At 39.4% G+C, this 24,698-nt stretch carries 25 protein-coding genes; 10 read left to right on the top strand and 15 right to left on the bottom strand.

Going from position 1 to position 24,698, the window contains the following annotated elements; all coding sequences use genetic code 11:
- The first annotated feature begins 109 nt into the window (after positions 1 to 109).
- Positions 110 to 2,380, top strand: coding sequence for an inorganic phosphate transporter (locus tag ACSHZO_RS03680; RefSeq protein ID WP_298246162.1), 2,271 nt, complete (start codon positions 110 to 112; stop codon positions 2,378 to 2,380).
- Between the two features lie 61 nt (positions 2,381 to 2,441).
- Here ACSHZO_RS03680 and ACSHZO_RS03675 read toward each other — a convergent pair whose 3' ends face one another.
- Positions 2,442 to 3,356 carry a NifU family protein gene (locus ACSHZO_RS03675; protein WP_295177903.1) on the bottom strand — a complete coding sequence of 305 codons (915 nt, stop codon included), beginning with the start codon at positions 3,354 to 3,356 and terminating at the stop codon, positions 2,442 to 2,444.
- A 10-nt stretch (positions 3,357 to 3,366) separates the two neighbouring features.
- Here ACSHZO_RS03675 and ACSHZO_RS03670 point away from each other — a divergent pair, with 10 nt between their 5' ends.
- On the top strand, positions 3,367 to 4,464 hold the full coding sequence (locus ACSHZO_RS03670; RefSeq protein ID WP_298246163.1) for a PorP/SprF family type IX secretion system membrane protein: 1,098 nt from the start codon (positions 3,367 to 3,369) through the stop codon (positions 4,462 to 4,464).
- Here the strand turns inward: ACSHZO_RS03670 and murI are convergent.
- The 8 genes from murI to ACSHZO_RS03630 all read right to left on the bottom strand — a co-directional run bounded on the left by murI (position 4,461) and on the right by ACSHZO_RS03630 (position 12,422).
- Positions 4,461 to 5,252 carry a glutamate racemase gene (murI, locus tag ACSHZO_RS03665; protein ID WP_298246164.1) on the bottom strand — a complete coding sequence of 264 codons (792 nt, stop codon included), beginning with the start codon at positions 5,250 to 5,252 and terminating at the stop codon, positions 4,461 to 4,463. The two genes, ACSHZO_RS03670 and murI, sit on opposite strands and share 4 nt — an antisense overlap.
- A gap of 70 nt (positions 5,253 to 5,322) precedes the next feature.
- Positions 5,323 to 5,832 carry an OmpH family outer membrane protein gene (locus tag ACSHZO_RS03660; RefSeq protein WP_298246165.1) on the bottom strand — a complete coding sequence of 170 codons (510 nt, stop codon included), beginning with the start codon at positions 5,830 to 5,832 and terminating at the stop codon, positions 5,323 to 5,325.
- A gap of 31 nt (positions 5,833 to 5,863) precedes the next feature.
- Positions 5,864 to 6,673 (bottom strand): OmpH family outer membrane protein, encoded by an 810-nt coding sequence (locus ACSHZO_RS03655; protein WP_298246166.1) that lies wholly within the window; start codon positions 6,671 to 6,673, stop codon positions 5,864 to 5,866.
- Between the two features lie 31 nt (positions 6,674 to 6,704).
- Positions 6,705 to 9,329, bottom strand: a complete 2,625-nt coding sequence (locus ACSHZO_RS03650) for a BamA/OMP85 family outer membrane protein (RefSeq protein ID WP_295177912.1) — start codon at positions 9,327 to 9,329, stop codon at positions 6,705 to 6,707.
- 7 nt (positions 9,330 to 9,336) lie between these two features.
- Positions 9,337 to 10,077 (bottom strand): isoprenyl transferase, encoded by a 741-nt coding sequence (locus ACSHZO_RS03645; RefSeq protein WP_298246167.1) that lies wholly within the window; start codon positions 10,075 to 10,077, stop codon positions 9,337 to 9,339.
- Complete coding sequence (locus ACSHZO_RS03640; RefSeq protein WP_298246168.1) at positions 10,078 to 10,776, bottom strand: DUF6089 family protein; 699 nt, start codon at positions 10,774 to 10,776, stop codon at positions 10,078 to 10,080. It lies immediately after the preceding gene.
- A gap of 100 nt (positions 10,777 to 10,876) precedes the next feature.
- On the bottom strand, positions 10,877 to 11,761 hold the full coding sequence (locus tag ACSHZO_RS03635) for an NAD kinase (RefSeq protein WP_298246169.1): 885 nt from the start codon (positions 11,759 to 11,761) through the stop codon (positions 10,877 to 10,879).
- A gap of 4 nt (positions 11,762 to 11,765) precedes the next feature.
- Positions 11,766 to 12,422, bottom strand: a complete 657-nt coding sequence (locus tag ACSHZO_RS03630) for a CBS domain-containing protein (RefSeq protein WP_295177920.1) — start codon at positions 12,420 to 12,422, stop codon at positions 11,766 to 11,768.
- Positions 12,423 to 12,511: 89 nt separating this feature from the next.
- On the opposite strand from ACSHZO_RS03630, the gene ACSHZO_RS03625 reads away from it, so the two are divergent.
- The 8 genes from ACSHZO_RS03625 to clpX all read left to right on the top strand — a co-directional run bounded on the left by ACSHZO_RS03625 (position 12,512) and on the right by clpX (position 20,861).
- Positions 12,512 to 13,225, top strand: coding sequence for a pyridoxine 5'-phosphate synthase (locus ACSHZO_RS03625; RefSeq protein ID WP_298246170.1), 714 nt, complete (start codon positions 12,512 to 12,514; stop codon positions 13,223 to 13,225).
- A 1-nt stretch (position 13,226) separates the two neighbouring features.
- The gene (locus ACSHZO_RS03620) at positions 13,227 to 13,988 is read left to right on the top strand and encodes an alpha/beta fold hydrolase (RefSeq protein ID WP_298246171.1); all 762 of its coding nucleotides are present in this window, start codon (positions 13,227 to 13,229) and stop codon (positions 13,986 to 13,988) included.
- 120 nt (positions 13,989 to 14,108) lie between these two features.
- Positions 14,109 to 15,371 carry an OmpP1/FadL family transporter gene (locus ACSHZO_RS03615; protein WP_298246172.1) on the top strand — a complete coding sequence of 421 codons (1,263 nt, stop codon included), beginning with the start codon at positions 14,109 to 14,111 and terminating at the stop codon, positions 15,369 to 15,371.
- 8 nt (positions 15,372 to 15,379) lie between these two features.
- Positions 15,380 to 16,960, top strand: a complete 1,581-nt coding sequence (locus ACSHZO_RS03610; protein ID WP_298246173.1) for an SGNH/GDSL hydrolase family protein — start codon at positions 15,380 to 15,382, stop codon at positions 16,958 to 16,960.
- Between the two features lie 86 nt (positions 16,961 to 17,046).
- Entirely contained in the window at positions 17,047 to 17,388 is a 342-nt protein-coding gene (locus tag ACSHZO_RS03605; RefSeq protein WP_295177931.1) for a phage holin family protein, read from the top strand.
- A gap of 85 nt (positions 17,389 to 17,473) precedes the next feature.
- A complete protein-coding gene (tig, locus tag ACSHZO_RS03600) occupies positions 17,474 to 18,796 on the top strand; it encodes a trigger factor (RefSeq protein ID WP_298246174.1) in 1,323 nt (440 codons plus the stop codon).
- A gap of 110 nt (positions 18,797 to 18,906) precedes the next feature.
- Positions 18,907 to 19,584 carry an ATP-dependent Clp endopeptidase proteolytic subunit ClpP gene (clpP, locus tag ACSHZO_RS03595; RefSeq protein ID WP_141878723.1) on the top strand — a complete coding sequence of 226 codons (678 nt, stop codon included), beginning with the start codon at positions 18,907 to 18,909 and terminating at the stop codon, positions 19,582 to 19,584.
- A 44-nt stretch (positions 19,585 to 19,628) separates the two neighbouring features.
- Entirely contained in the window at positions 19,629 to 20,861 is a 1,233-nt protein-coding gene (gene clpX / locus ACSHZO_RS03590; protein ID WP_298246175.1) for an ATP-dependent Clp protease ATP-binding subunit ClpX, read from the top strand.
- 45 nt (positions 20,862 to 20,906) lie between these two features.
- On the opposite strand, the gene ACSHZO_RS03585 is transcribed toward clpX, so the two are convergent.
- The 6 genes from ACSHZO_RS03585 to ACSHZO_RS03560 all read right to left on the bottom strand — a co-directional run bounded on the left by ACSHZO_RS03585 (position 20,907) and on the right by ACSHZO_RS03560 (position 24,637).
- Positions 20,907 to 21,254, bottom strand: coding sequence for a pentapeptide repeat-containing protein (locus ACSHZO_RS03585; RefSeq protein WP_435066564.1), 348 nt, complete (start codon positions 21,252 to 21,254; stop codon positions 20,907 to 20,909).
- 237 nt (positions 21,255 to 21,491) lie between these two features.
- Positions 21,492 to 22,334 carry a TPM domain-containing protein gene (locus tag ACSHZO_RS03580; RefSeq protein ID WP_298246176.1) on the bottom strand — a complete coding sequence of 281 codons (843 nt, stop codon included), beginning with the start codon at positions 22,332 to 22,334 and terminating at the stop codon, positions 21,492 to 21,494.
- Positions 22,288 to 22,731: a TPM domain-containing protein gene (locus ACSHZO_RS03575; protein ID WP_298246177.1), complete on the bottom strand. Its 444-nt coding sequence runs from the start codon at positions 22,729 to 22,731 to the stop codon at positions 22,288 to 22,290. The genes ACSHZO_RS03580 and ACSHZO_RS03575 overlap by 47 nt, the downstream gene beginning before the upstream one ends.
- A gap of 4 nt (positions 22,732 to 22,735) precedes the next feature.
- Complete coding sequence (locus ACSHZO_RS03570; RefSeq protein WP_295177946.1) at positions 22,736 to 23,329, bottom strand: LemA family protein; 594 nt, start codon at positions 23,327 to 23,329, stop codon at positions 22,736 to 22,738.
- A gap of 1 nt (position 23,330) precedes the next feature.
- On the bottom strand, positions 23,331 to 23,660 hold the full coding sequence (locus tag ACSHZO_RS03565) for a MerR family transcriptional regulator (protein ID WP_141878717.1): 330 nt from the start codon (positions 23,658 to 23,660) through the stop codon (positions 23,331 to 23,333).
- A complete protein-coding gene (locus ACSHZO_RS03560; RefSeq protein WP_298246178.1) occupies positions 23,660 to 24,637 on the bottom strand; it encodes a M23 family metallopeptidase in 978 nt (325 codons plus the stop codon). The genes ACSHZO_RS03565 and ACSHZO_RS03560 overlap by 1 nt, the downstream gene beginning before the upstream one ends.
- Positions 24,638 to 24,698: the final 61 nt, after the last annotated feature.

Here is a 24,698-nt window from a genome sequence, read left to right as displayed (position 1 = left end):
GGCGATTGTGGCGGGAGCTGCCGGATATTATTAATCTTTTAATAACTTTAACACCCCTGTAATTCAGTTAAATTATAACAGTTTTGCAGATTGAAAACAGATCTAACATATGGAAGACATTTACATTGTGATGCTTGTGGCGCTATTCGCCCTTGCTATTACAGATCTTGTAGTTGGGGTTAGTAACGATGCCGTGAACTTCTTGAATTCAGCTATAGGATCCAAAGCGGTCTCTATGCGAACGATCATGATCATAGCCAGTGTTGGAGTCGCCGTGGGTGCCATATTTTCCAGCGGACTCATGGAGGTTGCTCGAAAAGGGATTTTCATGCCGGGAGAATTCTACTTTGAAGAGATTATGATCATCTTCATGGCCGTAATGATCACCGATGTGTTATTGCTGGACTTTTTTAATTCACTTGGATTACCTACTTCCACAACTGTATCCATTGTATTCGAACTTCTTGGTGCTGCCGTGTGTATGGCAGTCATCAAGATATATACGCAGGATAATGGAGATCTTGGTTTACTGCAGAATTATATTAATTCATCAAAAGCAACCGAGATCATTATTGGGATCTTGCTCGCCGTGGTCATTGCATTTATAGTTGGAGCTTTTGTCCAATACATATCCCGACTTATATTTTCATTCCAATTCGAGAAAAAAATAAAATATGCAGGCGCCGCTTTTGGTGGTTTCTCACTTACTTCCATACTCTACTTTATAGTAATTAAAGGTTTGAAAAGTGTTTCTTTTATCTCTCCGGAAACACTTACTTATATAAACGACAACACATGGTTTATTGTGTTAATAGGATTTATAGCATTTACGCTAATCTCACAGTTTCTAATGAGTGTGCTAAAGCTGAATATCCTAAGGATCATCATTATTATTGGAACCTTTGCGCTGGCACTGGCATTTGCAGGCAACGATCTTGTTAATTTCATTGGGGTTCCCATTGCCGCCTGGCAATCTTTCGATCTATGGCAGTCCGCTTACAGTGCAACCGGAGCATTGCCATCAGAATTTTTGATGACCGGTCTTTCTGGTAAAGTCAATACTCCAGAACTTTTGTTAGTTTGTGCCGGAGCAGTTATGGTAATCACTCTCTGGTTTTCTAGTAAAGCACAAACAGTGGTCGATACTGGGATCAATCTTTCCAGACAGGGCGATTCCGTAGAAAGATTTGAACCAAACTGGCTTTCAAGAGGAATCGTACGATATTCTGTGATCATTGGCGGGGCTGTAAGTTCAGTTTTACCCGATGGATTAAAGAGTAGTATCGATAATAAATTCAGTAAACCTAACTCTCACAAGCAAAGTAGGAGGGTAGACGCACCGGCATTTGATATGGTTCGGGCTTCCGTAAACCTAGTCGTAGCCAGTGTGCTTATTTCTATTGGAACTAATATGAAGTTGCCACTTTCAACTACCTATGTGACTTTTATGGTCGCAATGGGTACTTCACTTGCAGATAGAGCCTGGGACCGCGAAAGTGCCGTATATCGCGTTGCAGGTGTGCTAAATGTAATTGGTGGGTGGTTCGTAACCGCGATCGTAGCATTTACAGCCGCTGCAATTTTCGCGTCTATCCTTTTTTCCGGCGGAACCATAGCCCTGGTTGTTCTAATTATAGCAGCATTGGTGGTGGTCGTAAGAAGTAGTATTCTTCATTCTAAAGAGATGAAGAAAGAGAAGGATCAAAAGAAATTCAATAAGAGCGATATTATTACGATCAATGAGATCACTGCGGAAACTTCAGAAAATATTTCCAAAGTAATTGCAGGTATAGACAAGGTGTATTCTAAAAGTGTCGATCATCTGGGTTATTATGATCTAAGTAAACTGAAGAAGAATTACAAGCGTATTGAAAAGCTGGAGGTTGAAGTTGATGAGCTCAAAGACAATATTTTTTATTTTATTAAATCCCTTGACGAGAATTCTGTAGAGGCCAGTAAGTTTTATATCCTAACCCTGGATTACCTTCAGGATATGGTGCAGTCGATTAGTTTTATTGCCAGGAATAGTTATAACCATGTACATAACAACCATAAGAACCTGAAGTTTAATCAGATTCGGGATCTTAAAAAGGTGGACGATCGCTTACAGGTCCTTTTTGATGAGCTAATGCTGACCTTCAACAACAACGAGTTCAATAAAATCGATAGCCTGCTGAATGAGAAACAGGAGTTGCTGGACTATGTTAGTGATCTAATTCAGAAACAAATAGAAAGAATTAGAACATCTGAATCGAGTCCCCGGAATACGAAGCTTTACTTCGGAATCTTACTTGAAACGAAGGATCTGATTGGTTCTACTATGAATCTGCTACAACTCTTTCAGGAGTTCTACCGGGAAGCAAGAAAGACCAATTACTAAATAAGAAATCCCTTCAATTTGAAGGGATTTTTATTGTTATAGTGCAGTAGTATCAAAGTGATTAGCCATTAATAGCCTCAACATATTGTACTTTATCACGAAGCATATCACGAAGCATCGTTTCGATTCCGCTTTTCAAGGTCATCGTAGAAGAAGGACATCCACTACACGCACCCTGTAAGATTACTTTTACGGTCTTGGTTTCTTCATTGTAACTATCAAAAAGAATATTCCCTCCATCACTGGCCACTGCAGGTTTGATATACTCATCCAGAATAGCAATGATCTGCTGGCTTGTATCGTCCAGTTCCTTATAGGCTGCATCATCATTTTCCTCCTGCACCTTTTCAGTTTCCTGAGTTTGAATAGTCTCGGCGGTCAGCACTTCATTTCCTTGCTCGATATAATTTCTAATGAATTCACGAAGTTCCATGGTGATCTCTTCCCATTCAGCAACCTCATATTTTTGAACTGAAACATAGTTCTCATCAATAAAGACCTCTTTGACAAAAGGGAAATGAAATAACTTCTGAACCAATGGTGCATTCTTCGCATCATCGATGTTCTTGAATTCAACCGACTTCAAAACAAGTTTTTTGTTCGCTACAAATTTCATTACCGCCGGGTTTGGTGTGCTTTCAGCATAGACTGTCACTGGTACTTTACCGGTGGTGGTCTTTTCTTCCTTGATCACTTCGCCACCTTTGTTAAGGTATTCTTCGATTTGTTCTGCAACTTCCTGTTGTACGTCGCTCCATTCCACGATATCGTATTTCTCAATAGCGATGAAATTTTGTGCGATATAAACCGTTTTAACAAATGGCAGATAGAATAATTGCTGGGCAAGCGGTGAACGCTTAGCTTCGTCTATATTCTTAAATTCGAAATTTTCATGACGTGTCAGAAACCTGTTAGCTTCAAATTTTACAATTGAAGTCGTGGTTGTAGGGACTATGTTGATATTAAAATCTTTCATCTCAAAATTTTTGGCAAAAATACTAAAGAAAAACTACGTTATACATATATTTACAGCCTTTATGGTGAATTGGGGATATCTTAAAAGAGGCCTTTCACGGTTCTCTTATCAATTGATTTTATGCACTTTTGCTTCGTTTGCGCTGTGGAATTCTCCAGCATTGAACGCGCAGGAAGTGATCCCTACCTATTCAGATTATCTAACCGACAATCTTTATCTTATCCATCCCAGTATGGCTGGTGCTTCTAACTACGATCAACTTCGTATAACCGGAAGAACGCAATGGTTCGACGTGCAGGATGCTCCTAACTTACAGACCGCAGCTCTAAATATTCGAGCTACCGATAAAATAGGACTTGGAGGTATCATGTTCAGAGATGAAAACGGGAATTATTCAAAACTGGGTGCTTACGCTACTTTTGCTTATCATCTTATGTTTTCCCGAAGTACGGTCGATCTTAACCAATTGTCATTTGGTATTAGTGCTGGATTAATTCAGCATAGACTTGATACGAGTGGTTTTACAAGGTTTGATCCTTTGGTGGGGAATAATCAGTCAGATATTTTTGGTAATATAGATATTGGAGCATCTTACTATGTGAATGATCTTTATTTTCATCTTGCCGCAAAGAACGTATTATCAGTAAAAAGAGATCTGTTCTATTCAGATGCTGTACCAAGTAATATGAGGAAATATCTTTTCTCTGCAGGCTACGTTTTTAGCTTTGACCGTAACAGTGACTGGAGTTACGAGCCTTCCATATTATTCCAGGCCAGAGAAGCTACCGAAGAAATGGCGATAGATGCCAATATCAAGGCCTATTATCAACTTGATAATAGCAGACTTTGGGGCGGTGTTTCTTATCGAAACAGTTTTGAAAGTGTTGAGGTTACCGGGGAAGGTGAAGCGGTTGCAAATCAGCAATTGCGCTACATTACTCCGTTTGTTGGAATAGATTACAACAAGTTCGTTTTTGGCTACACCTTCAGTTACCAGCTAAATTCCCTTGTGCTAAGCAATACTGGATTCCATCAGATCACATTAGGCTATAACTTCGGAAAAAGCCGCCAGCGTTATGATTGTAAATGTCCCGCGATCAACAATTAAAAATCTAAAGTTTCAACCTTGTAATTTTGCTCTTCCGAAGAAATAATAGAAGAGAGGACATCAGGATTAGCATTTGAAAAAAATGAATTGCTAATGGCTTCAGGATTATCATTAAGCAGGTCCCTTTCTGCAAGGATGATCTTCGTTTGTTTAGCCACTGCCTCTCCAGAATCAATGATCTTCACCGTGTCTGGCAATATCTCCTGAAGAACGGGAATTAGATATGGATAATGACTGCAGCCAAGTACCAGGTAATCTATTCTGGCATCTAGCATTGGTTTGAGTAAGTGCTGGAGCAAGCCAATCATCTCAGGAGAATTCGTTTTTCCTGCTTCGATGAGTTCTACGAGTCCGTTACCTTCTACTTCTACCACCTGTATATCCTTAGTATATAATTCGCTGGTCTGGGCAAAGAGTTCACTTGATAAAGTTCCTCTGGTAGCCAGTATACCTATAGCCTTATTAGTACTTTTTAAAGCAGCTGGTTTAATAGCAGGCTCTATACCTATAAAAGGGATTTTATAAGAACTTCTAAGTACTTTAATAGCATTTGTAGTAGCAGTATTACAGGCGATGACGATAAGCTTGCAATTGAGCTCCAGAAGCTTTTCAGTATTTTTGATAGAAAGTGCTATGATCTCTTCCTGGGTTTTTAAGCCATAAGGTGCATTCTTACTATCAGATAAATAGATGGTATGTTCGTTGGGAAGAAGTTCATGTATTTCTTTCCATATGGAAGTTCCTCCTACGCCGGAATCAAAAATGCCAATTGGCTGAGACTTGTTCATAAGGTCTTAAAAATAAAAAACTGCGTACTAAGTGTACGCAGTTTAAACATTTTATGGAAATGTAATTGAATTACAGTCCTAAATCTTTTTTCACATCTGGAGTTAGATCATAACCATCAGCTAAAAGAACTCCTGTTCCTGTAGTAGAGTCTAATACGTAATCGTATCCTTTTGCTCTGGCTACTTTTTGAATGCTCGTACGAACTTTCTCAAGAACTGGTCTTAGAAGATCAGTTTCTTTTTTCTGAAGATCCTGTCTAGCCTTAGTGCTGTGTTCCTGGATTCTTCTTTGAGCAGCCTGAATTTCAGCTCCTCTTTTCTGATTTTCTTCATCAGATTTTGTGTTAGCTTCAGCTTCGTAACGCTGCATTGTGCTTTGAGCTTCAGATAACATATCCTTGATCTCAGCATCGTAAGTCTTCTCAAGTTTCTGAAGTTGATCCATTGCACTCTTGTATTCCGGAAGTGACTGTACCAAATCCTGAGTAGCGATATGAGCAACTTTAGACTGTGCGTTTGTAAAAGCAGTAGCGCCCATCATTAAAGCTAAAGCTATAAAAAGTGTTCTGAATTGTTTCATTGTAATCGTCGTTAAAAATTAAAGTTTAAATTTAGTTTATAGTATCATTCTTAGTTTCGCGTGCTTTCAACAAAGAGTCCCTTTTACGTTCTCTCTCAGCTAAAATCCTTGCACGTCTTTCTTCAAATTCTTGTTGTCTCGCAGCCTTCAAGGAATCCCTTTCCTTTTTTCTGGCTTCGATCAATGCTTCGCGTTCAGTCTGGCGTTCTTTTACCAGTTCTTCCCGTTCGGTAACTTCAGCATCTTGTTCTACCGTTCTGTTTTCTTCGCGTTCAAATTCTTCTACTTCCTCACGGCCCTCTAACTGCTCGCGATTGGCGGTACGTTTAATTGTTCTTAATACCGTTTCGCTTACATCGTACTGCTTATCTGCATAGATCATTCCAACGTCTGAAGTCCGGTCGAAAATAAAATCAAAATTTCTGTTTTCAGCAATTTGCTGAACCGCCGTGAAAACCTGATCCTGAATTGGTCGTACCAATTGTTTCTTCTGAATCATATAATCACCATTGTGCCCGAATCGTTTTTGCTGATATTCCAGTACCTGTTGTTCCATGTAAGAAATTTCAGATTCACGCTCCTCGATAAGTTCTCTTGTTAAAAGAGCTTTTTCATTATCCAGTTTGGACCGCATCGCTTCCACAGCGCGCATTTTAGTTTCGGCTTCCGCTTTCCATTCCTGAACACGGCTTTCCAGTTGCTTGGAAGCTTCCTGGTATTCCGGAACATTTTCAAGAATATATTCCATATCGATGTACCCTAATCTAATCGTCTTTTGAGCCGTCGCTGTGCTAAGACCGATCACTAGAAATACCAATATGAAGTTTATTCTTTTTTTCATTCAGATCGAATATAGAAAATATCGTGCCAATTTAAAATTGTTGTCCTATGATAAAGTGTGTTTCCCATCCATTAGGTCCTGGCTGACCACCTACGATCTCGTCGAAACCATAACCAAAGTCAATTCCAAGTAATCCAAATGTTGGCATAAATACTCTTAGTCCAACACCAGCAGATCTGTTTAACTGGAATGGGTTGTAATCTCTGAAGTTATCGTAAGTCGCACCTGCTTCAAGAAACGATAATGCGTAGATAGAAGCCGCTGGTTTCAATGTGATAGGGAATCTAAGTTCAAGTGAAAATTTGTTGTAGATCACCGCTCCGTCATCTCTGTCATTAATGCCTCTATCAATAGGCACAACAGACTGGTTTGGATAACCTCTTAACTGTATAGTTTCTCTACCATCAAGGCTGAATGCTCCAAGACCGTCACCGCCTAAATAGTAACGCTCGAATGGAGGAATACCTCTTTCGCTGTTGTAGGCTCCAAGGAATCCAAATTCAGCATGTGTACGTAGGACAAGATCACTACTTGGACCAAAGTTGGCTAAAGTCTCATACCAGCTTCCTGCCAGTTTAATTTTGTAAAATTCAAGCCAGTTGTATTTTTTCTGATCAACTTTCTCTTGGTCTGCAACAGAATTTTCTGAAGTTACTCTGTTTCCATTATTATCGATCAGGTTACCATTATCATCTCTTAACTGGTACTCGGGATCATTTTCCAGGTTTCCGTAGTCTACACCATTCCATAGAGAGTATGGAGGAGTGAACTTCGCGCTAAAATCAAATTTAGAACCCTGAGTTGGGAAAATAGGGTTAAAAGCGGTGTTGTCTCTTACAATTCCCAACTGGTAATAAAGGTTATTTGAGTGACCATCACCAAAAGTAAAGAGTCCTGTATTGTAGTTATTAAGGTCATATCTCTGGAAACCAACCACGTTTGAGATCGTAGCGTACTGGTCTGGTTCTCTAAGTCTTTTTCCAAGACCTATGCTCACTCCAAGAATATCAAAACTCCTTGTTTTATCTGCTTCTCTTTCAACATAATCGAACAGGAACTGTCTTGTATAACTAAAAGATGTGGATAAACTAACCGGTTCTTCGCCACCTAGCCAAGGCTCTCTGAAAGATAAGCTGTAGGTCTGGTAGAAAGTACTGGCCTGTGCTCTAAGAGATAAGGTTTGACCATCACCCATTGGAATTGGATCATATGCATCCTTGTCAAATAGGCCTTGTATGCTAAAGTTATTAAAGGATAGTCCCAGTGTTCCAATGAATCCACCACCACCGTAACCACCTTGTAGTTCGATCTGGCTGGCTCCTGACTCCACAACCTGGTATTCCAGGCTTAAAGTTCCTTCTCGAGGATCTGGATCCACAAATTCAGGATTTAATTGTTCTGCATCAAAGAATCCAAGTGCACCTAATTCACGAATGGTAGAAACCACGGCCTGCTGACTGTATTTCTGTCCCGGCTTGGTTCTCATCTCACGATAGATCACATGATCCTTGGTCTTGTTATTTCCAGTTACTCTAATCTCATCAAAAAAGGCCTCTTTACCTTCAAGGATCCTTACTTCAAAATCGATCGTATCATTGTAAACATTCGTTTCTACAAGATCGATATTGGAAAAAAGATACCCATTGTTTTGATAAATGTTGGCGATCGATGTTTTATTAGGTTCTCTACTCTGGATTCTTTCATCGATAAGGACTCCGTTGTAAATATCTCCCTTTTCAACACCTAAAGCTTTTCCTAACTGCTCGTCTGTATAAGCAGCGTTTCCTAGATAGTCGATATTCCCAACGTAATAACGATTTCCTTCTTCGATGTCCAGTTTCAGGCTAATGGTTTCCTTATCATTCTTAATAAGAGTATCTGAAACTATACGAGCATCACGAAAACCTTCTTCTTTGTATTTGTTGATTAGCGCAGTTTTATCTTCCTGGTAATCTGCACGAACAAACTTGCTACGCTTCCAGAACCTGATTATGTTCTTTTGCTTGGTATTCTTCATGTTCCTCTTCAGCTTCGCGTCTGATAGCTGTTCGTTGCCATTAAAGTCGATGCTTTTGATCTTAACGCGATCTCCTTTATTCACGTTAACCAGCATATTTACCTTATTTGCTCCGGTAGTATCTTCAACAGGCTTGGTCTGTATATAAACATCTGTATTGAAGTAACCTTCTTTCTTATATTTATTCTGAATATAATTTCTGGTTGTAGTGATAAGGTTTTCAGTAACCTTTGTGCCAGGTTTAAGGCTATTCTCATCTATAAGCTCGTCGCGGTCACTCTTTTTCTTTAAACCGGTAAATGTAGTTTGGTTTAAAACAGGAACTTCTTTGATCTCCAGTTCAAGATCTGCTACATTACCCTCAACGTTGGTGATATAAAAATTGATGTCACTAAATAGATCTAACGACCAGAGTTTATTGATAACATTTCTAAGCTTCTCACCTGGGATATAAAGCTCCTGGCCAGATTTAAGACCGGTATAGGTAAGGACTGTTTTTTCGTTGTAGGTGGTGGTTCCGGTAACTTTTATTTCTCCAATGGTGTATTTCTTAGAATCTCCCAGTGGAAGGTCCTGTGCTTTGGCAGCTATACTGAAAATGAAAAAAAATGCGAAAAGTGTAAAAATCTTCTTTGTCATGGATGCACTAACTGAGTTGCTCACTTGTTTTTCCAAATCGTCTTTCTCTGTTTTGATAGTTGTAAATGGCTTCAAAAAGGTCTTCCCTTCTGTAATCTGGCCATAAGATTTTTGTAAAATACAATTCAGCATAAGCAATCTGCCATAAAAGGAAATTACTAATGCGTTGCTCGCCGCTGGTTCTTATCAATAGGTCAACGTCTGGCAAATTTTGGGTGTAAAGATGCTTATTTATAACTGATTCATCAATAGCATCAATGGATAATTCCCGGTTACTTATCTTCTCTGCAATTTGTTTGAAACAGCTGGTAATTTCTTCCCTGCTCCCGTAGCTTAACGCCAAAGTAAGGGTCATTCTTGTGTTGGATGAAGTTTTTTCTATAACATCCAGTAATTCTTTCTTGGCTTTCTTCGGAAGATTGGAGATATTTCCTATACAATGAAGGCGAATATCGTTATCCTGAAGAGTCTTGATCTCTTTCTTAAGCGATGAAACCAGAAGTTTCATAAGAGTATCAACCTCCAGTTTTGGTCTGTTCCAGTTTTCAGTAGAAAATGCGTAGAGTGTAAGGTTTTTCACGCCAATCTCAGCGCAACCTTCTACTGTGTCTCTAACAGCTTTAGTGCCTTCTTTATGTCCTGAAGCTCTAAGAAAACCTTTTTGTTTCGCCCATCGACCATTTCCATCCATAATAATGGCAACGTGCGCAGGTAATTTATCAAGGTTTAAATTGTCTTTATAGTTCATCTAAAAGCAGTAACATGGCTTACGCCCAAAAGTAAATGTGAATGACAATCCGGTAAAAACATACCAGTCGTTCGTGTTTCTATTCCCGAATTCCAGTTGAGGCTCTCTTCGGTCTAAATATTCTTCAGGCCAGCTTCCATCTAGGTTATCTGTTAAAGTATAGCGGGCTCCAATTTCCAGCGCACCAATAATATGCTCGGTGATAGCCTCTTTGTAACCAAAAACCATGGGAATAGCGAATTCCCAATTGGTACCTTCATTGGATAGATTCCCGGCTCTGCCATCTTTCAAATAGACATGATCTGCCTTGAAATAGGTGATTCCGGTATATATATAAGGAGTTTTTTGAGGTAATGGCTCAGATAGATCGAAGTCCCAGAAATTGAATTCCAGTCCCAGGGATGCTTCAGCAATCGTATTATCAAAAGAATAACCACGCTGTTGTCTCCTGGTGTCATTAGACTCTGTATCATCTGCTGAAATTTTCGCGTATAATAAGGAGAGTCTCCATGCATGTCGCGGGCTACCATTCCATTTCGCCATAAAACCTCCAACGGGCGTATTGGGAAGGATAAATGTAGTTTTCCCAACGTCTCCTATAAAATTGGCACCACCGGCAAAAACCCCAACTTCATATTTTTGAGAGTAGGAATTTCCGGTAAAAAAAGCCATTATGATAAATGCGATCAGGTACCTCATAGGTTTTCAAAAGTTTGCAAATATAACAATTCTACTTGCCCTGCAATAATTTGAGCAGATTTGTACATACGTATAAACAACAAATGATTTTTTTTATTGCTTAATTTCGTTTGTCCTCGCCCCATAATAGCTTTTTTCGTAGCGTATTAAGGAAACTGTCTTCAGTTAGTTCCACGAAATTTATGCAGTAGGGTGCTTTTGAAATAATTATTTCGGTATCATTCTCTAGTGTGGCGATACGGGAATCCATGGATACAAGATGTGTTTTTTCCCGGCCAGATACCTTTAATTTGATCTTGGTTCCATCTCTTATTACCAGTGGTCTGGCATTTAGATTATGAGGTGCGATTGGTGTGATCACTAATGAGTCAGCATCTGGTGTGATTACAGGGCCACCACAGCTCAATGAGTAACCGGTAGAGCCTGTAGGAGTGGCGATAATAAGGCCATCTGCCCAGTAAGAAGTAAGGAACTGGTCATTTAACCAGGTATCCACAGTGATCATGGAAGTGGTATTCCTTCTGCTTACTGCGATTTCGTTTAAAGCGATCTGTGAGAAAACTGGATCCTGTTCTTTAGTATTCGTTTCGATGGTAAGCACAGACCGTGGTGAAAGCGTAAATTTCTTTTCAAGAATTTCGTTCAAGGTGCTTTCTATTTGTTCTTTCTGAATAGTCGCCAGAAATCCAAGTCTTCCCGTGTTGATGCCCACAATGGGAATATTCAGGTTTCTTATATAATTGATAGATTTGAGAATAGTTCCATCTCCGCCAATGGAAAAGAAGAGATCAAAGGTGTTATCCAGCTCTTCGAATGCGCTAAACTGGCGGTATTCCTTCTGAATTGAATTGTGATCATGGATCATTTGAAGGAAATCTTCTTCGATCAAAACTTCCACATTCTTTTCGTCAAGCAAATTAAGTAATTGTCCAATGTAATGACCCGCATTTTCATGGTAGAACTGGCCGTAAATACCTATTTTCATAAACTTATATATTCAGGTATTTATCAAGATATTTTGATCTATCCTTTAAATTTTTATTGAAAGTGTCTTCCTGATGTTCAGAAATAATAATATACCCATATCTTCTAAACGATTGGATGATCTCGGTCAATCCAGATGGCGATATCTTCAGGGTTATCTGGGCCATGTCATTCTCTATTTTCGAAACGAATGTTCCCAGTAAATGTGCATTATTAGATTCTACGATCTGGCTAACCTCACCAAGCGTGTAATCTTTAAATGCTTTTTCAACCACAAGAATGTTTCCAGGCTCATGTAGAAAAGGTGTTTCCTTAAATAAAGAGATCATTTCATTCAATTCTACATATCCTATGTAAAGATTTTCATCATTCAGAACTGGTAATATATTGGAGTTGTTCTGGGCAAAGGCTTCCAGGCTGTCCAGCCAATAATTGCTTTCCCGGGCAAAAAAACCTTCCAGAGCATAACGATAATCGCCAAGCGTTTTATCATTATCAAAACAACGCACATCATTTTCTGAAATGCAACCAATGTAAATTCCATTCTCCGAAACCGGAAGATGGGTATAAGTAAGTTGATTAAATAATCTGTGTACTTCTCCAATCTTTTCTGAAAGGCTCAAGATCTCCACATCATTTAGAATGTATTCCTGCAAACTCATATACTCAATTCCTTTTCTGCAAATTAATCAAAATAATATTCAATGAAGCAGGCTGCACTTTGTATTTTTGTTAATAAAACCAAGGGAAAATGACGAAATTAAGTGTAAATATCAACAAGATCGCTACCTTAAGAAATGCACGTGGAGGGGATGTCCCTAATGTGCTGGAGGCGGCAAAAAATATTGAAAAGTTTGGGGCAGAAGGGATCACGGTTCACCCAAGGCCAGATGAACGTCATATCCGCTATGCAGATGCCAGGGAATTGAAGCCTGTACTTACTACCGAATTGAATATTGAAGGAAAACCTATTCAGCAATTTGTGGATCTTGTGCTGGAGGTGAAACCCGCTCAGGTTACTCTGGTGCCAGATGCTGAAGATGCAATCACTTCCAATGCGGGCTGGGATACTATAAGGCATCGCGATTATTTGCGTGAAGTAATTTCAGAATTTAAAAGTTATGGGATTCGTACTTCGATCTTCGTGGATCCAGAGCTAAAGATCATTGAAGGTGCTGCTGAAACCGGTGCTGATCGTATTGAACTATATACGGAGCAGTTCGCGGTAGATTATGCTAAAGGAATGGAGAATGCTGCAAAATCCTATGCTGCCTGTTCTCAGCTGGCTTATGAGCTGAAACTTGGAGTGAATGCAGGGCATGATCTTTCTCTTGATAATATTGGATACTTCAGTAATAATGTGCCACATCTGGATGAGGTTTCAATTGGTCATGCATTGATTTCCGAAGCTTTATATATGGGGCTTGAAAAAACTATTCAGAAATATTTGAAATTATTGAAATAATATGGAGTTACATTCGATCATACTGGGAGAGGGAAAACCACTAATAATATTGCATGGTTTCTTAGGAATGTCTGACAACTGGAAAACCCTGGGTAAGAAATTTGCCGAAGATGGTTTTCAGGTTCATTTAATTGACCAGAGAAATCATGGTAAATCTCCGCATAGTGAGGAGTTTTCGTATAGTTCTATGGCGCAGGATATAGTGGAATACTGTGAAAAACATAATCTTAAAGATATATTTCTAATGGGTCATTCTATGGGTGGTAAGACGGCGATGCTTACGGCTTGTGAAAATGAGGAGCTCGTAAAGAAATTGATCATTGTAGATATTGCTCCTAAATATTATGCTCCACATCATCAACAAATTCTCAAAGGTTTAACGGCTCTGGATAATGCGCAGCTCAACTCTCGTGGTGATGCTGAAGAATTTCTTGGGGATTATATTAAAGAGCCTGGCGTAAAATTATTTCTTCTGAAGAATCTTTACTGGAAAACCAAAGAGAAGCTTTCATTACGAATGAATCTTGATGTTTTAAAAGAGAAAATTAATAACCTGGGAGAAGCTTTATATTCAGGAGCTACTTACAATGGTCCGGTTTTGTTCATAGATGGAGAGAAGTCTGATTATATTACAGAGGCAGATCATAAGCTCATTAAAGAACATTTTCCAGAGGCTGAAGTGGCTACTATATCGAAAGCAGGTCACTGGGTTCATGCTGAGAATATGAATGATTTTTACGTTGGAGTGTCAGAATTTCTCTAATTCTGCGGGATTTTATTATGTATGCATAATAAATTTAAATGTATTGTTGCATAATATCTAATTTATGCTATTTTTGGCAAGAGCATTTTAAGATATATTAAATATAATCCTACTTAAATTATGAAAAGACTATTTTTACTTAGCCTGTTTATGTTGGCGGCGGCTACAACCTATGCCGGAGGTTACAGGGTAAGTCTACAGGGTCAGCGTGGTCTCGCTATGGGACACACCGGAGTTGCAGTTGTTAACAACGCGGAACTTGCGTTTTTCAACCCTGCCGGGCTGGTATTCCTAGAGAACAAGATCAATGCATCTGTTGGTGTAAGTGCCGTATTCTCTGATGTAGTATGGCAAAATGATGAATTTGGGCAGATGGCCAGAACAGATAGCCCTGTGGGAACTCCGTTCTACGCTTACTTCTCTTATAAGTTGAACGAGAAATTAAGTCTTGGACTTGCAGCGTATACTCCTTATGGTAGTACTGTAGAGTGGGAAAAAGACTGGCCGGGATCTCACCTGGTAAATGATATCGAACTGGCTGCTATTTACGTGCAGGCGTTAGCCTCTTATAAGATTACCGACAACCTTGCAGTAGGTGGTGGTCCAATCTATGTTAGTGGTTCGGTTAATTTCAATAGAAACCTTAATAGAACTCTTAGTGACCTGGAAGGAAATCGTTCCAACGTTACTATAGATGCTTCCAATGTTAGTGCCTTTGGATGGTCTGCAGGTGTAATGTGGAGTCCGGTGGATAGTCTAAGAGTTGGAGTAAACTATCGTTCAGAAATTCTTGTAGAAGCTGAAGATGGTGACGCAGATTTCGAGAATGTTCCTAATTCTCCTCTTGCACCGTTTAGCGATACTCAATTTGATGCAACATTGCCACTTCCGGCAGAATTAAGCGTTGGAGTTTCTTACCAGTTAAACGAGCAGTGGTTATTTGCTTTTGATTACAACCGCACTTTCTGGGATGTATATAACTCACTGGATGTAGACTTTGCGAATCAACCTAGTGAAAGAGATTCTTTCAATCCTAGAGCTTACGAAGACTCCAATAATTATAGATTTGGTGTTCAGTATACCGCAAACGAAACCTTTACTTTAAGAGCTGGGTACTATTTCGATGGTTCACCGGTGCAGGATGGATATTTCGCGCCTGAAACTCCGCGTAATGATTCCAATAACTTTACAGGGGGGTTATCTATTAACGTGACAGATAATGTGGCTATTGATGCGGCATTCCTATACAGTAGATTTAAGGAGATAGACGCTACTTATTCTCCAGATCCATCTGAATTTCCTGATTATGAAGGAGCGCCTTTTGGAGGAACTTATAAGTCAAGTGCATTTGTACCAGGTCTTGGTGTAACTATTAAAATTTAATTAGAAAGATGAAGAACTATTTTAAATATATGGCAATTCTGGCGCTGGGAATCGTTTCCTGTGAACCAGAACTAGAAAATTCTATTGAAGACGGAGATTTTTATACAAGCGGTGAAGCAGATTTCTCCAACTATGTAGCTCTTGGAAATTCGTTAACCGCAGGATATGCAGATGGTGCACTTTATTTAAGCGGTCAGCAAAATTCTTTTCCAAGTATTCTTGCTGAAAAGTTTAGTGCTGTCCAGGAGACTGGAGAATTTATTCAGCCACTTGTAAATGATAATGCTGGTGGATTGCTCTTAGGAGGAAATCAAATCACGCAAAATAGATTTGTACTTGCAGTAGGAGCCAATGGGCCTTCACCTGCAAGATATACTGGAGCTCAGCCTACTACAGAGGTTAGTAATAAATTTGCTGGACCAGTTAATAATATGGGTGTTCCAGGAGCGAAATCCTATCACCTCCTGGCCGAAAACTACGGTAGCGTGGCTGGAGTGGCAGCGGGTACTGCAAACCCATACTTCGCAAGATTTTCAAGTTCTGAAAGTGCTACTGTTCTTCAGGATGCCTTAGCTCAGGAGCCTACATTTTTCACTTTATGGATAGGTAATAATGATGTTCTTAGTTATGCTACATCTGGAGGATCAGGGGAATACCAATTAAATAATTTTGATCCTAGAACCTATGGAGAGAACGACATTACAGATCCAACTGTGTTTGCAATGCTTTATCGTCAAATGGCAGAAGCATTAGCACAGAACGCAGATGGAGTTTTGGTTAATATTCCAAACGTAGCTTCGGTACCTTATTTTACTACGGTACCATTTGCACCATTAAATCCTGCGGATGAAGATTTTGGTCCTCAGATTCCAACTTTGAATGCTACATTTGCACCTTTAAACCAAGCCTTCGCTTTTCTAGGTGTTCCTGAAAGGAGTGTTAATTTCGCAACAGATGCTGCGAGTCCTGTATTAATTAAAGATGAGTCCCTTACTGATATCTCTACACAATTAACTGAAGTTTTAATTGGGGGTGGAATTGATCCCGCAACTGCAACTCTTTACGGAATGCAATATGGGCAATCAAGACAGGCTACAGCTGAAGACTTATTAGTTTTAACTAGTGCAGGGGTGATTGGTTCAGTCAATCAACAAAGAGTTCAGGAGCTAATGGGACTAGGATTAGATCAGCAAACTGCAGGGCAATTATCTGTCAATGGTGTGACTTACCCTATGGAAGACCAGTTTGTTTTAACGGACAGCGAGCAGGGTCTTGTTGAATCAGCTACAACTGCTTACAATATTGCAATTTCTCAAATTGCAGAAACCAATGGTCTTGGATATGTAGATGCAAACGCTTTGCTAAATCAATTAGATAATGGTGGAATTTCGTTCGATGGTGGAAGTGTAAATTCTGATTTTGTAACAGGAGGAGCTTTTTCACTGGATGGAGTTCACTTAACTCCTAGAGGTTATGCAATCATTGCCAATGCGATCATCGATGAGATCAACGCAACCTATGGTTCTAATGTACCAAAGGCCAATGTTGGTTCTTACGGAACTGTAACTCTAAGTCAGGACGTGCAGTAATATTAAAATTGACATAAATATTGAAGAGACCGGGCTTTGCCCGGTCTTTTTTTCGCAATTTTACCAGCAAATCAACCAATAATAGCATGAAATTATTACTAAGACTTTTACTTACAGCTGTAGCTGTGGTCATATTAGCCAAGATTTTACCAGGTGTTTCTGTAGATAGTTACTGGACTGCCATCATCGTTGCAGTAGTCCTTTCACTACTTAACTTTATTGTAAAACCTATCCTGGTGCTTTTTACTTTGCCTGTTACCATACTAACTCTCGGGTTATTTCTTTTAATCATCAACGCGATTATCATATTTATGGCAGATGGTTTCATCGATGGATTTAGTGTGAGTGGATGGTTTATGGCTATAATTTTCAGTTTATTGCTTTCCCTGTTCCAGTCGGTACTTTTTTCTATTCTGAAATCAGATTAGATTTAACTGAATTTCAACAAATTGAAAGTTTGCAGACTTTAAGAAAAAGCGTAATTTTGCACTCCAATTTTTATATAAGATCAAAATGAATATTACCAGAGAGAATATTGATGAATTAAACGCGGTAGTAAAAGTTGATATCGCTAAAGAAGATTACGCCGGTAAAGTAGATAAGATTTTAAAAGATTACCGAAAGAATGCCAATATTCCCGGTTTTAGAAAAGGTCATGTACCAATGGGAATGGTCAAAAAGCAATATGGACAGGCTGTTTTGGTGGATGAAGTGAACAAGCTTCTTCAGGATAGCCTTAATAAATACCTAACGGAAGAAAAGTTGGATGTTCTTGGAAATCCACTTCCGAAGGAACAGGAAAATTTTGACTGGGATCGTGAGAACTATTCTTTTGAATTCGAACTTGGACTTGCTCCAGAATTTGATGTAGATCTCGATCTTAAAGATCCGGTAAGAAAATATAATATCGTTGCCGATGAGAAAATGGTGAACGATCAGGTTGAAAGCATCCAGAAGCAATATGGTAAGCTGAAGACTAAAGATGTTGTAGAAGAAGGAGATACCGTTGCGGGAACTTTCAAGAATGAGGGAGAAGGTATTGAGAATGATACCACAATTGAGCTGGCTGCAATCAAAGGAAAGAGAAACCTTGGGAAATTTGTAGGAGCTAAAGTTGGAGATACTCTAACTTTGAAGACTAAAAATCTTTTTGAAGATGAGCATGCTTTGGTAAATCACCTAAGCATCGATCAGGAAAAAGCTAACGATCTTGATATTGAAGTAGAATTCACTATTTCTGAGATCAATGAAAGAGAACTTGCAGATCTTGATCAGGAATTATTCGACAAACTTTTCGGTAAGGATAAGGTGACTTCTGTGTCTGAATTGAAGGATAAGATCAAGGAGGATGCAGCAAAGCAATTTGAGCAACAGAGCGATCAGCAATTGATGAATGATATTACTGAAAAGCTTATCGAAAATACTAATTTCGAGCTACCTAAAGATTTTCTTCAGAAATGGATACAGACTGTTGGTGAGAAACCACTAACAGATGAGGAAGCTGCTGAAGAATATGAAAAAAGCGAGAAAGGTCTTCGCTACCAGTTGATCGAAGGTAAAGTAGTAAACGATAATGATCTTAGTGTAGATTTCAACGATCTGAAAGCATTTGCTTCAGAAAAGATCAAGGAACAAATGGCTCAATTTGGTCAAATGGATCCTTCAGAAAAAGAACTTGATGATATCGCTGCAAGAATTCTATCTAACCAGGATGAGGTTAAGAGACTTTCAGAGCAGTTAATGAACGAGAAACTTCTCAAATTTTATAAGGAAAGTATGAAATTTGATGAAAAAGAAGTGACTTACGAGGAATTTGTGAAAGCAATCTATAAGTAAGCCTTTTTAGGATATATTAATTATCTTTAAGGCGTTAACTCAACCCGAGTAACGCCTTTTTTGGTTTTATTCGGGAAATTGTTTAAGATTAGAAAAATTCAAAAAAATTGATGGACTACGGAAAGGAATTTCAAAAATATGCTGTTTCAGATCATAACATCAACAGCAATTATTACGATAAGATAGTGAGCAGCATGCTTCCTACAGGGATGACTCCTAACATCATTGAAGAGCGACAAATGAATGCTGTAGCAATGGATGTTTTTTCCAGATTGATGATGGATAGAATTATCTTTTTAGGAACAGGAATTAATGAACAGGTAGCAAATATTGTACAGGCTCAACTTTTATTCTTAGAGAGTACAGATGCTTCTAAAGATATCCAGATATATATCAACTCACCAGGAGGTAGTGTTTATGCGGGTTTAGGTATTTATGATACTATGCAGTTCATAAAACCTGATGTGGCTACGATCTGTACGGGAATGGCTGCCAGTATGGGAGCTGTGCTATTATGTGCAGGTCAGGCTGGAAAGAGAAGTGGTTTGCCACATAGCCGTGTGATGATTCACCAGCCAATGGGTGGTGCTCAGGGACAGGCGAGCGACATTGAGATCACTGCCAGAGAGATCGTAACTTTGAAAGAAGAATTATATAAGATCATTGCGAAACATTCAGGACAAACCTACGAGAAGATCCATGAGGATAGTGATCGTGATTACTGGATGAAGGCTGAAAGAGCCAAGGAATACGGAATGATTGACGAAGTACTTAAAAGAGAGGCATAATTGTGCGGGACTTCAAAGGAAGTCAAAATCTGAAAAATTAAATAATGGCGAAAGAAGATTTAGAATGTTCCTTTTGTGGTAGAAAAAAACCTGAGACCAATTTATTGATCGCAGGCCTTGACGCTCACATCTGTGATAGATGTATCGAGCAGGCTCATGGCATTGTGATCGAGGAGTCGAAACAGGGAGAAGCGAAAGAACTTTCTTCAGATCTTATGCTTAGTAAGCCTAAGAAGATCAAATCCTTTCTGGATGAGTACATCATAGGGCAGGAGGAAACGAAGAAGGTGATGTCTGTTGCGGTTTATAATCACTACAAAAGACTATTACAACCTGAGAAGAATGATGATGTAGAAATTCAGAAAAGTAATATAGTGATGGTTGGGGAAACCGGTACCGGTAAAACCCTTATGGCCAGAACTATTGCGAAAATGCTGAATGTGCCACTAGCCATCGTAGATGCTACGGTACTTACTGAGGCAGGATACGTAGGTGAAGATGTTGAAGGTATACTTACCAGACTTTTACAGGCTGCCGATTATAATACTGAAAAGGCCCAGCGTGGGATTGTATTTATTGATGAGATCGATAAGATCGCCCGTAAGAGCGATAATCCTTCTATTACCAGAGATGTTTCCGGGGAAGGTGTTCAGCAGGCGTTATTGAAATTGCTGGAAGGAACTACGGTTAATGTACCGCCTAAAGGTGGTCGTAAGCATCCAGATCAGAAATTTATCGAGGTAGATACAGAGAATATTCTGTTTATCGCCGGAGGAGCTTTTGATGGGATCGACAAGATCATAAGCAAGCGATTGAACATGCAGGCTGTTGGTTTTAGTGCATCAAAAAGTGAGGACAAGATCGAGCGTACGAATCTATTGAAGTATATCATCCCTAAGGATCTTAAGGAATTTGGGTTAATACCGGAGATCATTGGTAGATTGCCAGCGCTTACTTATATGAATCCGCTGGATCGCGAAACACTTAGAGCAATTCTTACTGAACCTAAGAACGCCATCATCAAGCAGTATAAGAAACTCTTCGAGATGGATGATATCGATTTTGATATCACTTCAGATGCTCTGGATTATATTGTAAATAAAGCCATAGAATATAAGTTGGGAGCACGAGGATTAAGATCCTTATGCGAAGCTATTTTGACCGATGCTATGTTCGAGATGCCAGAGAGTGATCAGGATCACTTTACGGTAACCAGAGAATATGCTGAGGATAAACTGAATAAATCTACTATGAGCAAGCTTAAAGCAGTTTCATAGAATGATAATTATATAGAAAAAAAACCGCCAATTCGGGCGGTTTTTTTATTGTTTGATATTTAAGCTGAACTTTGTAAGTAGGCCTGGTAACGCTTCCAAATCTAATTTAGCCTGCTTTATAAGGTTGACCTCAGGGTCGAGCCTAAGATTACTTGTATTCAAAAGATCTGCCTTCTTCAACTCTGTGCGTTCGAAAATAGCATTTGTAAAATCTGATCCTTTAAAATAGGCTTCTTTCAGGATTGCCTCAGTGAAATCTACATTATTAAAGCTACAGTTCTGTGCTCGAAAACCTGGTAATCTGACTTTATAAAAACTGGAATGATCGAAAATGCTGTTCTGTGCTTTGAAATTAAAACCAAACATTTCGCATTGATCAAAAGATAGTCCCATCAGTTTGCAGGTATCAAATAAACAGTCCTGAATGGATGTTTTAAAAAGCCTGCAGTTACTTTGATCGATTTGATCAAAGCTGCATTCACTGAAGCGAACATGGGACAGATCTCTATCGGGAAAGCTACAGTTTATAAACTGGCATTGCTCAAATTCGGAATCCAGTAGGTCAATTTTCTGAAATGTGGTGTGTTTGAAAGTTTTGTCGAAAAATACTCGGTTTTGCATAATACGGTTTTACCAGCTTCCACCAGCTCCACCGCCACCAAATCCACCACCGCCGAAGCCGCCACCGAAGCCGCCACCGCCGCCAAAACCTCCACTGGAGCCACCTCCAAAACCGCCACCACCACCAAAACTGCCTCTTCCAAGACTACTTAAAATGATAGCGTCCCATAAGATGCTTCCGCCGTTTCTACGCCCGCCATTACGACCACCGCCACGTTTATTGAACATGGAAATAATGACGATCACGAACAACACGAGGAAAACGATTGCTCTAACAGGAATGCCTCCACTATTATTGTTGGTTTGTGGAACACCTTCGTAGCTGCCAGCGAGAACCTGAAACATAGCATTGGTTCCTTTATCTAGACCAGCATATATATTATTATTTCGAAATTCTGGCAGGATTATTTGTTCTACTATCTCTTTAGACTTTGCATCGGTCATATAACCTTCTACGCCATAGCCCGTGGTGACCCAGATCTTTCGGTCTTTCTCAGCCACCAAAACAAGAAGTCCGTTGTCTTCATCCTTTGTCCCAATTCCCCACTCATGTGCCCAATCTGCCGCATACGTACCTATATATTCTCCCTGCAGGCTTTCAATCGTAGCAACTACTATTTGGGTACTTGTAGTATCGGCATAATTGATAAGCTTTTGCTCAAGGGCTTTTTCTTCAGAAGCATTTAGCATATCTGCTTCATCAAAGACACTGGTTTCAACTGCTGGCTTTGGGGGTATTTCCCGTTGCGCCTGGAGATTGAATGTGCAAATTAAGACGAGTAAAAGTAGTAGTTGTTTGATAAGTCTAGCCTTTTGAAATTTGATCTGAAAGTTCGTTAGTATCCATTTCATCCCAAGGGAAATGCTTTTGAAGTTCCTCGCCAGCCTTTAGCACACCATCGATAAGACCTTTAGCGAAATCTCCCTTTTTAAATTGAGTAACGATCATATCCTTGGTGCTTTCCCAGAAGTTATCTGGAACCACATCATTAATCCCTTTATCACCATAGATCACAAAATTTCGATCTTCAACAGCAACATAGATAAGGACGCCATTAGCCTGCTTGGTGTTGTCCATTTTCAGAGCGTGAAAGACCTCCATAGCCCGATCAAAAATATCCAGTTTACCAGCACTTGGTTCAATATGAACACGAATCTCTCCGCTGGTTTTTCTTTCTGCCGTTCTAATGGCATCAACGATCTTCTCTTCCTCCTTTTTGCTTAAAAAAGCTTCTACATCCTTATTCATAAGTCTAAAAATCGAATTCTACGTCTGGTGCGTTTTCAGCTCCGGCATCTGCCTGGAAGCGCTCCATTTTTTCGAAACCGAACATCCCTGCAAACAGCGTATTCGGGAAGGTTCTTATGTAAGTATTAAAGTCGGTTACCGCAGCATTGTAACGGTCTCTCGCAACATTGATCCGGTTCTCTGTTCCTTCCAGTTGTGATTGTAGTTGTAAGAAGTTCTGGTTGGCCTTTAGATCAGGGTATCTTTCCACAGTTACCAATAATCTTGATAATGCTGAAGTGACTCCTTGCTGAGCCTGCTGAAATTGTTCAATTTGTGCAGCGCTAAGATTTTCAGCATCTACATTTACTGAAGTAGCTTTGGATCGTGCTTCTATAACATCCTTTAAGGTTCCTCTTTCAAAGTCTGCAGCTCCTTCTACAGTTTTCACCAGATTACCAATAAGATCATTTCTTCTCTGGTAACTGCTTTCTACGTTGGACCAGGCTAGTTTGGCATTTTCTTCTTTGGTAACCGCGGTGTTATTGAATCCGGCAGTTACTTGCCAGACTACTATTACAAGGACTACTATGATTGCTATTGGAAGCCACTTTTTCATGTTATAATTGGTTTTTTAGGTTAACTAGTTCAGCTTTAATTGTTTCTAATTTTCGAATAATATCGAAGTTACTTAGCGTTTTATTCTTTTCTTCCTTAAGATGGATTTTAGCACCTTCCAGCGTAAAACCTCGTTCTTTTACCAGGTGATAAATCAGCTCAAGATTTTTAATGTCTTCAGGGGTAAATTTACGATTTCCCTTGGCATTTTTCTTCGGTTTGATGACATCAAATTCTTTTTCCCAGAATCTAATTAGTGACGTGTTAACGTTGAATGCCTTGGCAACTTCACCAATACCATAATAACGTTTTTCAGGAAGTTCGATATGCATTAATCCAGGGATTGGTTTTCACGTTGAGCTCTTTCCAGCACTTCGCCAAATTCTTCAGGAGATAAGTTTCCGTAGTAAAAATTAATAGGATTGATCCGGTCTTCATCTTTAAAGATCTCGTAATGTAAATGCGGCGCTTCAGATCTTCCGGTGCTTCCCACAAATCCAATAACATCACCTCTTTTTACGGTTTGTCCCCTACGAACGTTGTACTTATATAGATGGGCGTAAAGACTGGTATAGCCATAGCCATGATCTATTCTAATATGATTCCCATAACCAGTAGACCTGCTATCTGCTCTTACAACCTTGCCATCGCCGGTTGCATAAACGGGAGTACCTCGTGGAGCGGTAAAGTCCATACCGTAATGGAATTTTCTAACTTTGGTGAATGGGTCATTTCTCCAACCATAACCAGAAGCGATCCTGCTTAGATCCTGGTTTTTGACCGGTTGAATAGCTGGGATAGCTTCCAGTAATTCACCTTTTTCCCTCGCAAGTTCAGCGATCTCATCTAGGGATTTGGATTGAACCACAAGTCTTTTGGTAAGGATATCCATCCTTTTAGTGGTTTCGGTGATAAGTTTACTGTTGTCAAATCCTTCCAGGTCCTTATACCTGTTAATACCGCCAAAACCAGCCTTTCGCTGTTCTTCAGGAATTGGATTCGCTTCAAAATAGAGTCTGTAGATGTTGTTATCGCGATCTTCAATATTAGCCATCACATCCTGGATCTGGTCCATCTTTTTATTCAGTAGGCCATATTGCAACTGCATGTTATGTAATTCACGCTTTAATGCTTTTTCCTTCGGAGTTTCAATTTGAGGAATATTCAAATAAATGACGAGTAAAATAAAACCGGCCAGAAACGATCCAGTAATACTTAGAAGAGCGATACCTAGTCTTTTCCCTTTTTTCTTCTCAATTTTCTGATAAGAAAGGGTCTCGCTATCGTAATAATATTTAACCTTCGACATGAGTTAAAATTATGCTATTTTTGCCATTCGAAAACGGCTCGAATACCGTGTTATATCGTAC

Source organism: Christiangramia sp. 3-2217-3z (assembly GCF_051195275.1).
Taxonomy (GTDB): Bacteria; Bacteroidota; Bacteroidia; order Flavobacteriales; family Flavobacteriaceae; genus Christiangramia; species Christiangramia marina.
The sequence above is the reverse complement of the archived record's forward strand: the minus strand, read 5'-3'. Positions and strand labels throughout refer to the sequence as shown.